Below are 13,585 nucleotides of genomic sequence, written 5' to 3' on the forward strand. Positions count from 1 at the left end.
GCCATGGGCCTGTCGTCACGTACCCGTCCGCCCCGACGGGAGGTGACGGCAGGCCTTCGCCCGTCTCAGGTGGCGGCCTTCGCGAACACCCACATCCGCAGCAGCGTGAACCGCAATATCGTCGCGGCGCCGTTGGCCACGATCAGCGCGGCGATCTCCACCCGCGGTGCGTCCGACACGGTCCGGTGCACCAGGGCCAGGGCGCCGCTGCTGAGCGCGAGCCCGGCGAGGAACGCCACCAGCCCCTGGAGCTGATGCCGGGCCGCCCCCTCCTTGCCGCGCACCCGGAAGGTGAAGCGGCGGTTGGCGGCGGTGTTGGCCACGGCGGTGGTGAAGAGCGCGACCAGGTTGGCGAGCTGGGCGTCCAGCACCGGCCGGAGCGCCGTGAACAGGCCGAGGTGGGCGAGGGTGGACAGCACGCCGATGACCGCGAACACCGGGAGCTGCCGGGCGACCCCTGCGGTGCGGGGCGCGGGTGTCTGGACGCGCTGAGCCATCCGTGCATCGTACGGTAAGTGAACAAGTACTACCGAGGGTCACTGGGGCGGACCGCTCCGGAATCATGGCGCCCGGTCCGCGCGTCGCTGCGGGTGCACGCGGACCGGGGCCGTACGGGGGACCCCGGAGGGGTCAGCCGGCGGTGCTCAGCTCCTGCTCCTCCGCCAGCGCGGCGGCATGGGCCTCCATGCGCTCCGCCGCGAGGATCGCCGCCTTGGTGTCCGCGCGGGACGCGGCGACGACCAGGGCGCGTCCCGCGAGGGAGTGCGCCCGCTTGTGCAGTGCCGCGAGACGGGACTCGTGGCCGGCGGAGGTCGCGGCGCGGGCCGGCGTCCGTCCTCCCCGCAGCCGGGCCACCTGCTGTTCGAGCCGCGTGGCCGCGGTGTCGAGGTCGGCGGACGGCTCCGGTCCGCGCAGCTCGTCCGTGACGGCGAGCAGGGCGGCGAGGTGACCGGCGAGCTGGATGTCCAGCTCCTCCTCGCGGGAACGGTGGGGGAAGTCGGAGGTGGTGCCGGCCATCGTGGTGTGGACCGACTTGGTACGGATCGGCTCGTACATGAGGATGGCCTCCTGTGCTCTGACAGGAAGCCATCCTAGCTTAGATTTCGTCTAAAGTTGAGCCGTTCACCAATCAGGACCATGGGTCCCACACAGCGTCACCTCAGGGCTGGCCGTAACCGTCCAGGAAGCGCCCGATCCGGCCCACCGCGTCCCGTAGATCCGTCGCCGTCGGCAGGGTCACCACCCGGAAGTGGTCCGGCTCCGGCCAGTTGAAGCCGGTGCCCTGGACGACCATGATCTTCTCCTGGCGCAGCAGGTCCAGGACCATCTGCCGGTCGTCCTTGATCTTGAAGACGGTCGGGTCCAGGCGCGGGAAGAGATACAGCGCCCCCTTCGGCCGTACACACGTCACGCCCGGGATCTGCGTCAGCAGCTCGTACGCCGTGTCCATCTGCTCCTTGAGCCGCCCGCCCGGCAGCACCAGGTCGTTGATGGACTGCCGCCCGCTGAGCGCGGCCACCACGCCGTGCTGGCCCGGCATGTTCGCGCACAGGCGCATGTTCGCCAGGATCGTCAGGCCCTCGATGTAGGAGTCGGCGTGGGCGCGCGGCCCGGAGATCGACATCCAGCCGACCCGGTAGCCGGCCACGCGGTAGGCCTTCGACATCCCGTTGAAGGTGAGTGTCAGCAGATCCGGGGCCACCGAGGCGGTCGGCGTGTGCGTGGCGCCGTCGTACAGGATCTTGTCGTAGATCTCGTCGGAGCAGACGAGCAGGTTGTGGCGCCGGGCGATGTCGGTCAGCCCGCGGACCATCGCCTTGTCGTACACCGCCCCCGTCGGGTTGTTGGGGTTGATGATGACGATCGCCTTGGTGCGGTCGGTGACCTTGCGCTCGACGTCCGCGAGGTCGGGCATCCAGTCCGACTGCTCGTCGCAGCGGTAGTGCACCGCCGTACCGCCGGACAGGGACACGGCGGCGGTCCACAGCGGATAGTCGGGCGACGGTACGAGCACCTCGTCCCCGTCGTCCAGCAGCCCCTGCATCGCCATCACGATCAGCTCGGAGACGCCGTTGCCGATGAAGACGTGCTCGACGTCCGTCTCGATGCCGAGGGTCTGGTTGTGCATGACGACCGCCCGGCGCGCGGCGAGCAGGCCCTTGGCGTCGCCGTAGCCGTGCGCCGTCGAGACGTTGCGCAGGACGTCCTCGAGGATCTCCGGCGGGGCCTCGAAGCCGAAGGCGGCCGGATTGCCGGTGTTCAGCTTGAGGATGCGGTGCCCTGCCGCTTCCAGGCGCATCGCCTCCTCGAGAACCGGGCCCCGGATCTCGTAACAGACGTTGGCGAGCTTGGTCGACTGGATCACCTGCATGTCTGGGAGCTTACGGCCCGGTAACGCTCCGTGGGGCGTGTTTTCCACCACGCGAGACGGGTGATTTGGTCCGTTATCGCCGGTCACTGTCCCAGGGACCCCACCCGTCCCTACAATGCGCCCCCATGTCCAGGCCAGGTGAGAAAGGCGCGCCCCCGGTGCGGCCGATCGTGTACCACCCGAATGCCGAGACCGACCCGTCGTCGTATGAGCAGTACGCCGACCCGGCGGCGGCGCACGGGTGGCAGAACGCGTACGACGAGACGCAGCAGCTGCCCCGGGTGCCCGGGGTCGACCGGGAACCCGGGGGCGGGCGCGCGGACCGCCGTCGCGCCGCACGCCGCACGGGCGGCCTGCGCTCGCGCCGGGTGGTGTTCGCGGCCGGAGCGGTGGGCGCGGTGTCGCTGGCCGCGCTGGTGGCGGGGATGTCCTTCACCTCGGGATCCTCGTCGGAGGACCGGCAGGGCGGGCGCGGCGACACCCGTTCGGCGACCGGTGACACCGTGACCCCCTCGGGCGACCCGAGCGGCTCCGCCGGCTCGGCGGGCGCGAGCGCGTCCGCGTCGGCCGGCGCGAGTGCGGCGCCCTCGTCCGGGGGTACGGCGTCGAAGACGCCCTCGGCCGGTTCGTCGGCCGGCGCCGCCGGCAGCCCGACGGCGGACGCCACGCCGTCCGCCGGCGCCCCGACGTCCGCCTCGAGCACGCCCGCCTCCGAGGGGAATCCGGGACGCGGTCGCGGGAAGGGCGGCGGCAAGTCCCACTGAGCCAGGGGGTGCTGTAAAAGTCCCGTGCGGTCCCCGGCGGGCCTACTTGGAGTCGACCCGGCCGAGCGGGTTCTGGTCGGCCGCCAGCGCGTCGCACGCCGTCCGCCAGGCGGGGTCCCCGGGGTAGAGCTCGCTGCGGAGGTAGGCCCAGGTGAGCCGCTGGACCACGGCCACCCGCTCGGGGCTCTCGTCCGTGGTCTCGGCGACGTCGTAGCCGGAGACCCCGCCGAGCCCGTGCTCGCCGCCGAACAGGGTGAGCAGGGACTTGCGGCCGGGGGAGAGGGTGTACGGATCGGCGTGCCACTGCGGGCCCGCGACCGTCAGATGGGCGGAGTCGTCCTTGTCGCCCGCGACCACGAGCGTGGGCGTCGTCATCTTCGAGAAGTCCGTGGTCAGGAAGAAGGGCCAGTTCTCGGCCACGAACGGGGTGAGCGCGTCGCCGCCCCGGCCGGTCGCGGCCAGCAGCACACCCGCCTTGATCCGGGGCTCGGTCAGGTCCACCTCCGTTCCGTCGTCCGGATCGGTGAGCCGGGTGCCCAGCAGCAGGCTCGCGGTGTGCCCGCCCATCGAGTGCCCGGCCACGGCGATCCTGTCGCGGTCCAGGCGCCCGGGCAGCTGCGGTACGGCGGCCTCGATCTCGTCGAGCCGGTCGAGGACGCGCGTCATGTCCTCGGCCCGCGAACGCCAGAACAGGGGTGCCCCGGGGGTGTCCGGATCCAGCGTCAGCGTGCGGGAGCTCAGATGGGTGGGCTGGACGACCGCGAAGCCGTGCGCCGCCCAGTGATGGGCGAGCGGGGCGTAGCCGTTCAGCGAGGAGAGGTGGTTCGAGTAGCCCTGGCCGTGCGACAGGAGGACGACCGGCAGGTCGGTCCCGGTGCCGAACGCGGGCGCGGTCACCCGAAGGTGAAGGTCCACGGCCCGGTCGGGGGTCGGCAGGACCACCGGGCCGACCGAGAGGACGGGGGTGGGGGCGGGGGAGTCGAAGGTGTCGTTCATGGCGAAGGGTCTCCCTGGAAACGGAACACTGTCCCGGTAAATATACGGAACCGTGTTCCGTTTCTGCAATGCGCGTGATCGCGCCAACTCCCGTCCGGAAACAGCCGCTTGCCCCTCCGTGCATCCGTACTAAGAATGCACATGACAAAACAGCAGGCGGCCGGAAGATCTCCGGTCGCCTTGTCGTAAGAGGGGACCCCCACATGAGAAAGCCTCTCGTTGCCGCCGTTTTCGCCCTGGCCATCGCCGGGGCCGGTGCGGCACCCGCGGTCGCGGCGCCCGACGCGAAGGAGGCGGCCGCTCCCACGCTGCAGGCCGTCAACCTCGCCGGCACCGTGGCGCTCAGCAACTGTTCCGGATCGGTCATCCGCTTCCCGAACTCCCTGGACACCGACCCGGCGCTGGTGCTCAGCAACGGCCACTGCCTGACGTCCGGCTTCCTGGACCCCGGCGAGGTCCTCACCAACCAGACCTCCACCCGGACCTTCGGGCTGCTCAACTCCTCCGGCACCCGCGTCGCGACCCTGCGCGCCAGCAAGCTCGCCTACGCGACGATGACCGACACGGACGTGTCGATCTACCAGCTCACCAGCACCTACGCGACGATCAAGAACTCGTACGGGATCTCCGCGCTGACCGTGCAGGACACGCACCCGACCGCCGGCACCGCCATCACCGTGGCGTCCGGCTACTGGAAGAGGCTCTACAACTGCAGCATCGACGGGTTCGCGTACCGCCTGAAGGAGGGCGACTGGACCTGGAAGGACTCGGTCCGTTACACCTCCGCCTGCCAGACCATCGGCGGCACCTCCGGCTCGCCGGTGATCGACCAGTCCACCGGCAAGGTCGTCGCCGTCAACAACACCGGCAACGAGGACGGCGAGAGCTGCACGGTGAACAACCCCTGCGAGGTCAGTGAGACCGGCACCGTCACCGTCCGCCAGGGCATCAACTACGCCCAGGAGATCTACCAGATCCCCGCCTGCTTCACGACGGGCAACCAGCTCAACCTGAGCGCGAGCGCGTGCGTGCTGCCCAAGCCGTGACGGGCAGGCCGTAGGACCGCGCGGGCGTTCCGTCACATGGGACTGCGACGGACCGCCCGGCCCGCCAGGACATCCGTGCGGCGGCCGTCCTCGATGACGAAACGGCCGTCGACCAGGACGTGCGGGATGCCTGTCGGGAGGGTGCGCGGGGTGGCGTACGTCGAACCCGCCGCCACCGTCCGCGGGTCGAACAGGACCAGGTCGGCGCGGAAGCCCTCGCGGACCAGACCCCGGTCGGGCAGACGCAGCCGGGCCGCCGGGCGGCCGGTCAGGTGGGCCACACACTCCTCCAGCGAGAGGACGCCCAACTCCCGTACGTAATGGCCGAGGTAGTGCGGGAACGTGCCGTACGCGCGCGGGTGCGGCTTGGCGCCGTGGAGGATGCCGTCCGAGCCTCCCGTGTGGACGCGGTGGCGCATGATGGCCCGCACGTTCTCCTCGTGACCCACGTGCTGGAGGATCGTCGGGCCGAGGCCGTCGTCGAGCAGGAGACGGCGGGCCGTCGTCCAGGGGGCCTCGCCGCGCAGGGACGACGACCGCTGGATCGTACGGCCGACGAAGTCGCCCAGTTCCGGGCTCGTCACGCCCGAGATCTCGATCGTGTCCCAGTCCACCGGCACCCCGTGGCAGCCGTCCGCGCCGGTCACCTCCAGGTCGTGGCGGATGCGCTCGGCGGTCGCGTCGTCCGCGAGGCGGCGCAGGACCTCCCGCGGGCCGCCCTCGCTCGCCCAACTGGGCAGCAGCGCGGCGAGAGTCGTCGAGCCGGGCGTGTAGGGGTACGTGTCGAGCGTGATGTCGGCGCCCGCGGCGAGCGCCTCGTCCAGGAGCGCCAGCAGCTCGGGCGCCCGGCCCTCGTTCACGCCGAAGTTCATCGTGGCGTGGGCCAGGTGGAGGGGGCAGTCCGCCTTCCGGGTCAGCTCCACCATCTCCGCGTACGCCTCCAGCGCGCCCGCCCCGTACGAGCGGTGGTGGGGGCAGTAGTAGCCGCCGTGGCGGGCCACCACCCGGCACAGCTCCGTCAGTTCGGCGTCCTCGGCGTACATCCCGGGCGTGTACGTCAGGCCGGACGACAGGCCGACCGCGCCCTGTTCCATGCCCTCCGCCACCAGCTGCCGCATCCGGTCCAGCTCGCGGGGCGTGGCCGGGCGGTCCTCCCAGCCGACGGCGAGGGCCCGGACCGTGCCCTGCGGGATCAGATAGGCCGCGTTCACCGCGATGCCCCGGTCCAGGCGGTCCAGGTACTCGCCCACCGACCGCCAGTCGAAGTCGATGTCGTCGCCGGGGCCGTTCCAGCCGGCGATGGCCTGGCGGACCGCGTCGAGGGTGCGGTCGTCGACCGGGGCGTACGACAGCCCGTCCTGGCCCAGGACTTCGAGCGTCACCCCCTGCGCGGCCTTGGCGCTGTGGTCCGGGTCGCGCAGCAGGGCGAGGTCGCTGTGGGCGTGCATGTCGATGAAGCCGGGGGAGAGGACCAGCCCCTCCGCGTCCAGCTCCCTTACGGCTTTCGGGCGTTGGCAGCCCGCAGCCGCGGCCTCCTGGACGATCGCGACGATCCTGCCGTCGTCGATCACCACGTCCGCGCGGTAGGAGTCGGCGCCGGTGCCGTCGACGACGTCCGCGTCCCGGATGACGAGGTCCTCCATGCCCTGCCTCCGCTCAGAAGAACGTACGGATGTACTCGACGACCGTGCCGTCCGCCTCCGCGACCGGGATCAGCGGCCACTTGTCGAAGGACGTGCAGGGGTGGGACAGGCCCAGGCCGACCCAGTCGCCCACCCGGAGGTCCGCCTCGTCGGTGGTGCGCAGCCAGGCGTGCTGGTCGGACAGGGCGGTGACCGAGACGCCGGTGGCCGGGCGTTCCGTGCCGTCGCGGCGGACCACCTGGGCGAACGGCAGGTCCAGGTCGTAGGCGGCGTCCCGCTTGCCCGCGTTGACGAACGCCTGGTCGGGGGAGGGGCGGGAGACGACCTGCGTCCACAGGCGGAAGGCCGGCTCCAGGGCGCCCTCCTCCGGCACCCGGTTGAACGGGGTCAGCTTCCGGTAGTGGCCGTCGTCGTGCGAGACGTACGCGCCCGAGCGCAGCAGCTTCAGGACGGGGGCGGTCAGGCCGGGGATCTCGGCGAAGACGTCGGCGACCGCGTCGAACCAGGCGCTGCCGCCCGCGCTGACGACGATCTCCTCCACGCCGGCGAACCGCCCCGCCTTGTCGAAGTCGACGGCGAGCGCCACCAGCCGGCGCAGCCAGGCCCGCACCCGCTCGGAGTCCGCCCGCGGGACCTCGCCCTCGTACCCCGCGACCCCGACCAGCCGCAGGGTCGTGGCGGCGGCCACCGCGTCCGCGACCGCCGCGCACTCCGCCTCCGTCCGCACGCCCGTACGGGCGCCCTCGCCGGCCGCCAGCTCGACGACGACGTCCAGCGGCCGGGCCGCCCCGGTCAGGGCCGCGTCCATCAGCTCGACGCCGCGCACGGAGTCGACGTAACAGACGAGACGGAAGTCCGGGTCGGCGTCCAGCTGTCCGGAGATCCAGCGCAGGGCCGCCGGGTCCACGACCTCGTTCGCGAGGAACACCCGCCGCACGCCGTACGCCCGGGCCACACGGACCTGGTGCGGGACGGCGAGGGTGATGCCCCAGGCGCCGTAGTCGATCTGCCGCTGGAAGAGCCGGGGCGCCATGGTCGTCTTGCCGTGCGGGGCGAACGCGAGGCCGTGGCGGGTCGCGTACGTCTCCATCAGGCGCAGGTTGTGCTCCAGGCGCTCGGCGGACAGGGCCAGGACCGGGGTCGCGAAGCCGCCGGTGAAGAGGTTGCGGCGCTGGGCGGTCAGCTCGGCGACGGTGAGGCCGTCGGCGTCCGGCGGGAGGCCCTTGAAGCGGTGGTCGACTTCCTCCTCCGCGAGGCGGGCGAGCGCTTCCGTACCGGACACGAGGCCTCCCTGATCGGGTCTGTTGCATTCTGTGCAACATTCATTGCGCATATCGCTTACCGCTGTCTAACATCCACGGCAATGCCGGGTCAATGGAGCCGCCGTGACCCTCCCCCCTCCACGAGGAGCCACGACCATCGTGAATGCCCCCGACGTCGTGGACGTCGTCGCGCTCGGCGAATCCATGGTCACGTTCCTGCCCACCCGGCCCGGCCGACTCGCCGACGTGCCCTCCTTCGACCGGGCCATCGGCGGCGCGGAGTCCAACGTGGCGTGCGGGCTGGCCGCCGCCGGCCACGCGGTGCGGTGGGTCAGCCGGGTGGGGGCCGACGGGTTCGGCGACCACCTCGTCGAGACCATCGGTGCGTACGGGGTGGACGTGACGTCCGTGCGGCGCGACCCCGACCGCCCGACGGGCGTCTACTTCCGCACCGCCGGGGACCGGGGCACCGACGCCCACGAGGTGGCGTACTACCGCGCCGGGTCCGCGGCCTCCGCGATGTCCGTCGACTCCGTCGACCTCGATGCCGTACGGGCCGGTCGGATCCTGCACCTGTCCGGCATCACGGCCGCGCTGTCGCCGGAGTGCCGGGAGTTGCTGTGGGAGCTGACCGAGCCGCGTCCCGGCCGGCCGCTCGTCTCGTTCGACGTCAACCACCGACCCGGGCTCTGGCGGGACGGCGACGGCCCCCAGGTCCTGCTGGAGCTGGCCCGGCGCGCCGACCTCGTGTTCGTGGGCGACGACGAGGCTCGCGCGGTGTGGGGCCTGCCCGGCTCGCGGGCCGTACGTGACGCGCTGCCCGAAGTGGAGACCGTGGTCGTCAAGCAGGGCAAGGGGGGCGCGACCGCGTTCAACAGGGACACGAGCGGGCTGGAGGACGGGGACGGCACGGTGACCCTCGTCCGGCCCCCGCACGTCGACGTCGTCGCCGCCGTCGGCGCCGGGGACGCCTTCGCCGCCGGATTCCTCTCCGCGACCCTTCGCGGACTGCCCGTGCGGGACCGGCTGCGGCACGGGCACCTCATGGCCGCCGCCGCCCTGACCGTCCCCGGCGACCTCGCCGTCCCCCCGCCCGCCCGTCGCCCGACCACCGCCCCCCACGGAGCGGCTCCGCCGCGTCCCTCCTGGATCGACCACGCCGACCGCCTCGTCGCCCTCGACGACCGGGCGTGGGGGACACTTCGACTCGGCCCCGGCTGGACGCAAGCCGCGACGGCCCCGGAGGAGGTACGCACCCCATGAGCCAGACCGTCGACCGCGCCCTGAGCATCCTGCCGCTGCTCGCCGAGGGCCCCGCCGACCTCGGACAGGTCGCCGAGCGCCTCGGCGTGCACAAGTCCACGGCCCTGCGGCTGCTGCGCACCCTCCACGAACACGGGCTCGTCTACCGCCAGTCCGACCAGCGCTACCGCCTCGGCGCCCGGCTCTTCGCCCTCGCCCAGGAGGCGATGGAGAACCTCGACGTCCGCGAGATCGCCCACCCCCACCTCGTACGGCTGAACGAACAGTGCGGGCACACCGTGCACCTCGCCGTGTACGAGGAGGGCGAGGTGCTCTACATCGACAAGGTCGACAGCCGCTACCCGGTGCGGATGTACTCGCGGATCGGCAAGCCGGTCGCCATCACGGTCGCCGCCGTCGCCAAACTGCTCCTCGCCGACCTGCCCGAGGCCGAGCGGCGCGCGGTCGCCGAGAAGCTCGACTACCCCCTCTACACGGCCCGTTCCACCCCCAACGCCCCCGCCTTCCTGCGGGAGTTGGAGAAGGTGCGGGAACAGGGATGGGCCACCGACCTCGGCGGCCACGAGGAGTCCATCAACTGCGTCGCGGCCCCCATCCGCGGCGCCGACGGCCGGGTGGTCGCCGCGATGTCGGTCTCCGCGCCCAACGTCGTCGTCACCGCCGACGAACTCCTCACCCTCCGCCCGCTGGTGCGCCGTACGGCGGACGCGATCAGCGGCGAGTACTCCGGAAGAACGCCAGTGAAGGACGTGAAGGACACCCCGTGACCGAGAAGATCGCGCTCACCCCGAAGACGCACACCACCCCGCCGGCGAAGTTCTCCCACGGGGTGCGGAAGGGGAACATCCTCCAGGTCGCCGGCCAGGTGGGCTTCCTGCCCGCCGAGGAGGGCAAGCCCCCGACCCCCGCCGGCCCCACCCTGCGCGAGCAGACCCTCCAGACCCTCGCCAACGTCAAGGCGATCCTGGAGGAGGGCGGCGCGAGCTGGGACGACGTGATGATGATCCGCGTCTATCTGACGGACACGGCCCACTTCCCCGAGCTGAACGAGATCTACAACTCCTACTTCGAGGAGCAGGCCCTCACCGCCCCGCCCGCCGCCCGCACGACGGTCTACGTCGGCCTCCCCGCCGGGCTCCTCATCGAGATCGACGCGCTGGCCGTCCTCGGCTGACGCCCCCACACCTCCCGCACGCCGTACGACGGCGGCACTCCGTTGTAGGTCTCCGTTGACGTGCTCCCTGGACCAGAGTCCAGGGATTCCGGCCCGGGCGCGCGGCCCTTCCGGGGGCTTCCTGCTTCAACGCGCTGGCGACGATACGGCGTCCCTCGAAGAGGACGTTCCGTGCTGCGTTGTGATCGCGGTCGTGGACCGTGCCGCATTCCCGACACGTCCATTTCTGGACATATAACGGTTTGTGCCCGTCCCGGAATCCGCAGGCCGAGCAGACCTGGGAGGAGGGGAAAGTGCGGTCCACCTTGGCGAAGGTGCGGCCGTGCTTGACCGCCTTGTACGTCAGCATGCCGACAAACGCGGACCATCCCGCGTCGTGTACAGACTTGGCGAGCCGGGTGCGGCCGAGGCCGGATACCGTCGGACAGGACCGCGAAGGCGGACAGGCCGAGGTCGATATCGGACTCTGCCATCACCTCCGGGAGGATGTCCGGCTCTGTGTCGACGACGAAGCTGAGGAAGTACCTCCCGGAGTTGTCCTTGGTGACGGTCAGCGACGTGGGCGCGGCCGGCAGTCGGCGAGACCACTTGACCTTGAGGTTGCCGACCTTGGCCACGTACACCGTGCCGTTGTCCTCGGCCGACCTGGCGGCCCTGCCGCTTGCCCTTGACCGAGTCGAAGAAGTTCTTGTAGGCGGTGTCCAGGTCGCGCAGGGACTGTTGCAGGACGACCGCCGACACGTCGGCGAGCCAGGCTCGTTCCTCGGTGCGCTTGGCCTGGGTGATGCGCAGCCGGGAAAGTTCTGCCGACTTCGCATACGGCAGCCCCGCCGCGTGCGCTTGCCTGCGGTGTCGCAGGCAGTCGCATGATGGGTCTCGCGAATGACCAGAACGATCAAAGATTGGGCGTACCGGTTGTTTCGGTGATGCGTGTGCACTTGGTCGCCATAAGGGGCACGAACGCCGGAGTCTTCCGTATCCCGGTAACGAAATAGGGGCTGGCTGTGTCCGGCACAGGATCTTCGACCATACTTCGCGCTGTGGAGCAGCAGCAGCGGATAGATTCGAGTGGCAAGCCCCTGGAGGGCGCCGGATTCGACCCGGCGTTCATCCCCGGGCTCTCGTCGCCCCTGAAAGCGGAGCCGGAGAACGCGAAGCCGGCCGGCGAGGTCGAGGAGACCGAGGCCGTCGCCGAGACCCCGGCCGCCGAGGCCGGGGAGGCCCCCGCCGAGGACGAGCCCTCCGACGGTCCCGTCTTCGAGGCCTCCGACCGCCGGGCGCGGATCACCGCCGACGCCAAGGGCGTCCGGCTCCGCCTCGACGAGGAGGCGTGCGAGTTCCGCTGGGACGAGATCGGCGCGATAGAGACCGAGGCGCCGCGCTTCGGCAAGCGGTTCACCATCACGGTGCACACCCCTGACCGCCGCTGGTACCCGATCGAGGTCGAGGCGACGGCCAGGGCGCGCTTCAAGGAGTGGGAGGACCAGTTGGACGCGGTCCTCGACGCCTACTTCGAAGAAGGCGACGCCGAGGACGAGACGGCCGAGGACAAGACGGCCGAGGACGAGACGGCCGACGTCAAGGACGCCGACTAGCTGCAGTACTGGGTCTGCTTGCCGATGGACCTGTACATACAGTCGGCGTTCTCCAGCAGCTGGAGCACCGCGTCCCGGTTCCGGGAGGTCTCCCGCTCGATCACCTCGTCGGGCGGGTAGAACCCACCCCCGGAGCTGGACGCCGGGTACATCTCGAAGGTGTACGAGAAGATCTTGTGCACGCCCCAGAGATAGTCGTCGATCGACCCGTCGGTGATGTACAGGTCGCTCGCCTGCTCCGCGGTGTACCCGTTGCTCGCGGCCATCTTCTGGCCGACCGCCTTGAACGCCGCGTTGTCGTCGGCCGTCATGCCCGTCGCCGTGTCGGCGGTGGTGTAGCCGAACGGCCACAGCACCAGCTCGCTGTAGGTGTGGAAGTCGATCCCCGCGGTGATCTGCTGCTTGCCGCCCACGATCCGGCTGCGGACGAAGTCGGCGACGACCTTCACCTCGGGCGCGGACTCGGCCGCCGTACCCCGGTAGGTCTCGGAGGACGTGGAGCCCGAGGAGCCGCCGCAGCAGCCCCACTTGTAGTTCCAGTTCCGGTTGAGGTCCGTACCGACGTACGAGGAACCGGAGTTGGGCTGCCGGTTCTTGCGCCACGAGCGGTAGGAGCCGGTGGCGATGTCGTACTCGCCGCCGTCCGGGTTGAGGTCGGGGACGATCCAGATCTCGCGGCCGTTGACCATGTTGGTGACCCGGGAGTCGGAGCCGTAGCCGGCGCCCAGCTCGCGGATCAGGTACAGGGCCATCTCGACGGTGAGGTGCTCGCGGGCGTGCTGGTGGTGGGTGAACAGCACCTCCGGCTCGGCCTCGTCGGTGCCGACGTTGTCGCTGATCTTGATGGCGACGATGTCCCGGCCGCTGTACGACTTGCCGATGACCCGCTTGCTCATGATGCTCGGGTAGGCGGCGATGCGCTGGTCGATCTCCGCCGTCATCTCGGCGTAGTTGTGGTACTTGGAGTCGGCCGACGGGAAGTCGAACAGCCGCACCTCGTCCTCGGCGAGGCGATTGGGCGCGGTGCCCACCGGGGTGACCTCGTACCCCTGGGCGCGCAGCTTGCTGATCTGGTCCGCCCGGCCGGAGACGACCACGGTCTCCTCGTCGGCCTCGTCGACGCTCACCCCCGACTGGGCGATCGCGGTACGGGTCAGGGGGGTGCTGTGGTCGACGTGGATCTCGTACTGACGGATGTCGTCGGACGAGGAGGACGCCTTCGGCGCGCTGTCGGCCGAGGCGTCGGTGGCCGTCGCCGAGAGGGGTGCCGCGAGGGCGAGGGCCAGCAGGGCGGCGAGGGCAGCGGTCCGTCTGCCGCTGCGGGCGCGGATGGCGCCTGCGCCTGAGCCGCGGATGCGAAGTCGCATGAACTCTCCTTGTGGGGAGGTGTTGTGGGGGGTCGTGCTGTGCGCTTGCTGTGTGCGGCGGTGCGAGTGCCGCTCATGGTCCGGGGTTGGCATGGTCAGGTCAA

The 13,585-nt window shown here is 71.1% G+C and carries 14 protein-coding genes; 6 read left to right on the plus strand and 8 right to left on the minus strand.

Annotated elements, in window-relative coordinates; translation table 11 throughout:
* Nucleotides 1–65: 65 nt before the first annotated feature.
* From ACIRF9_RS15395 to ACIRF9_RS15405, 3 genes are all read right to left on the minus strand, one after another.
* Nucleotides 66–497: a GtrA family protein gene (locus ACIRF9_RS15395; RefSeq protein WP_403821060.1), complete on the minus strand. Its 432-nt coding sequence runs from the start codon at nt 495–497 to the stop codon at nt 66–68.
* Nucleotides 498–630: 133 nt separating this feature from the next.
* Nucleotides 631–1,056 (minus strand): hypothetical protein, encoded by a 426-nt coding sequence (locus ACIRF9_RS15400; protein ID WP_403821063.1) that lies wholly within the window; start codon nt 1,054–1,056, stop codon nt 631–633.
* A gap of 103 nt (nt 1,057–1,159) precedes the next feature.
* Nucleotides 1,160–2,371, minus strand: coding sequence for a pyridoxal phosphate-dependent aminotransferase (locus ACIRF9_RS15405; protein ID WP_403821066.1), 1,212 nt, complete (start codon nt 2,369–2,371; stop codon nt 1,160–1,162).
* 125 nt (nt 2,372–2,496) lie between these two features.
* Between ACIRF9_RS15405 and ACIRF9_RS15410 the strand changes: the two genes are divergently transcribed.
* Complete coding sequence (locus ACIRF9_RS15410) at nt 2,497–3,135, plus strand: hypothetical protein (RefSeq protein ID WP_403821069.1); 639 nt, start codon at nt 2,497–2,499, stop codon at nt 3,133–3,135.
* Nucleotides 3,136–3,177: 42 nt separating this feature from the next.
* Here ACIRF9_RS15410 and ACIRF9_RS15415 read toward each other — a convergent pair whose 3' ends face one another.
* Complete coding sequence (locus ACIRF9_RS15415) at nt 3,178–4,131, minus strand: alpha/beta hydrolase family protein (RefSeq protein ID WP_403821072.1); 954 nt, start codon at nt 4,129–4,131, stop codon at nt 3,178–3,180.
* Between the two features lie 203 nt (nt 4,132–4,334).
* Here ACIRF9_RS15415 and ACIRF9_RS15420 point away from each other — a divergent pair, with 203 nt between their 5' ends.
* Nucleotides 4,335–5,177: a serine protease gene (locus ACIRF9_RS15420; protein ID WP_403821075.1), complete on the plus strand. Its 843-nt coding sequence runs from the start codon at nt 4,335–4,337 to the stop codon at nt 5,175–5,177.
* Between the two features lie 32 nt (nt 5,178–5,209).
* Here the strand turns inward: ACIRF9_RS15420 and ACIRF9_RS15425 are convergent, their stop codons facing one another.
* Together ACIRF9_RS15425 and ACIRF9_RS15430 are read right to left on the minus strand one after the other, a co-directional pair.
* The gene (locus ACIRF9_RS15425) at nt 5,210–6,820 is read right to left on the minus strand and encodes an amidohydrolase family protein (RefSeq protein WP_403821078.1); all 1,611 of its coding nucleotides are present in this window, start codon (nt 6,818–6,820) and stop codon (nt 5,210–5,212) included.
* 13 nt (nt 6,821–6,833) lie between these two features.
* Nucleotides 6,834–8,153, minus strand: coding sequence for an amino acid deaminase (locus ACIRF9_RS15430; RefSeq protein ID WP_403821081.1), 1,320 nt, complete (start codon nt 8,151–8,153; stop codon nt 6,834–6,836).
* 88 nt (nt 8,154–8,241) lie between these two features.
* Here ACIRF9_RS15430 and ACIRF9_RS15435 point away from each other — a divergent pair, with 88 nt between their 5' ends.
* The 3 genes from ACIRF9_RS15435 to ACIRF9_RS15445 are packed head-to-tail and all read left to right on the plus strand — an operon-like array spanning nt 8,242 to nt 10,519.
* A complete protein-coding gene (locus tag ACIRF9_RS15435; RefSeq protein ID WP_403821084.1) occupies nt 8,242–9,345 on the plus strand; it encodes a sugar kinase in 1,104 nt (367 codons plus the stop codon).
* On the plus strand, nt 9,342–10,112 hold the full coding sequence (locus ACIRF9_RS15440) for an IclR family transcriptional regulator (protein ID WP_403821087.1): 771 nt from the start codon (nt 9,342–9,344) through the stop codon (nt 10,110–10,112). Before ACIRF9_RS15435 ends, ACIRF9_RS15440 begins: the two co-directional genes overlap by 4 nt.
* Entirely contained in the window at nt 10,109–10,519 is a 411-nt protein-coding gene (locus ACIRF9_RS15445) for a RidA family protein (RefSeq protein ID WP_403821090.1), read from the plus strand. Before ACIRF9_RS15440 ends, ACIRF9_RS15445 begins: the two co-directional genes overlap by 4 nt.
* Here ACIRF9_RS15445 and ACIRF9_RS15450 read toward each other — a convergent pair.
* Nucleotides 10,485–10,868 (minus strand): zinc ribbon domain-containing protein, encoded by a 384-nt coding sequence (locus ACIRF9_RS15450; RefSeq protein WP_403821093.1) that lies wholly within the window; start codon nt 10,866–10,868, stop codon nt 10,485–10,487. The two genes, ACIRF9_RS15445 and ACIRF9_RS15450, sit on opposite strands and share 35 nt — an antisense overlap.
* A 691-nt stretch (nt 10,869–11,559) precedes the next feature.
* Here ACIRF9_RS15450 and ACIRF9_RS15455 point away from each other — a divergent pair.
* Entirely contained in the window at nt 11,560–12,114 is a 555-nt protein-coding gene (locus ACIRF9_RS15455; protein WP_403821096.1) for a hypothetical protein, read from the plus strand.
* On the opposite strand, the gene ACIRF9_RS15460 is transcribed toward ACIRF9_RS15455, so the two are convergent.
* Nucleotides 12,111–13,481, minus strand: coding sequence for a M14 family metallopeptidase (locus ACIRF9_RS15460; protein ID WP_403821099.1), 1,371 nt, complete (start codon nt 13,479–13,481; stop codon nt 12,111–12,113). The genes ACIRF9_RS15455 and ACIRF9_RS15460 overlap by 4 nt on opposite strands.
* Nucleotides 13,482–13,585 lie beyond the last annotated feature (104 nt).

It is taken from the genome of Streptomyces sp. NPDC096132 (assembly GCF_044763345.1).
Classification (GTDB): Bacteria; Actinomycetota; Actinomycetes; order Streptomycetales; family Streptomycetaceae; genus Streptomyces.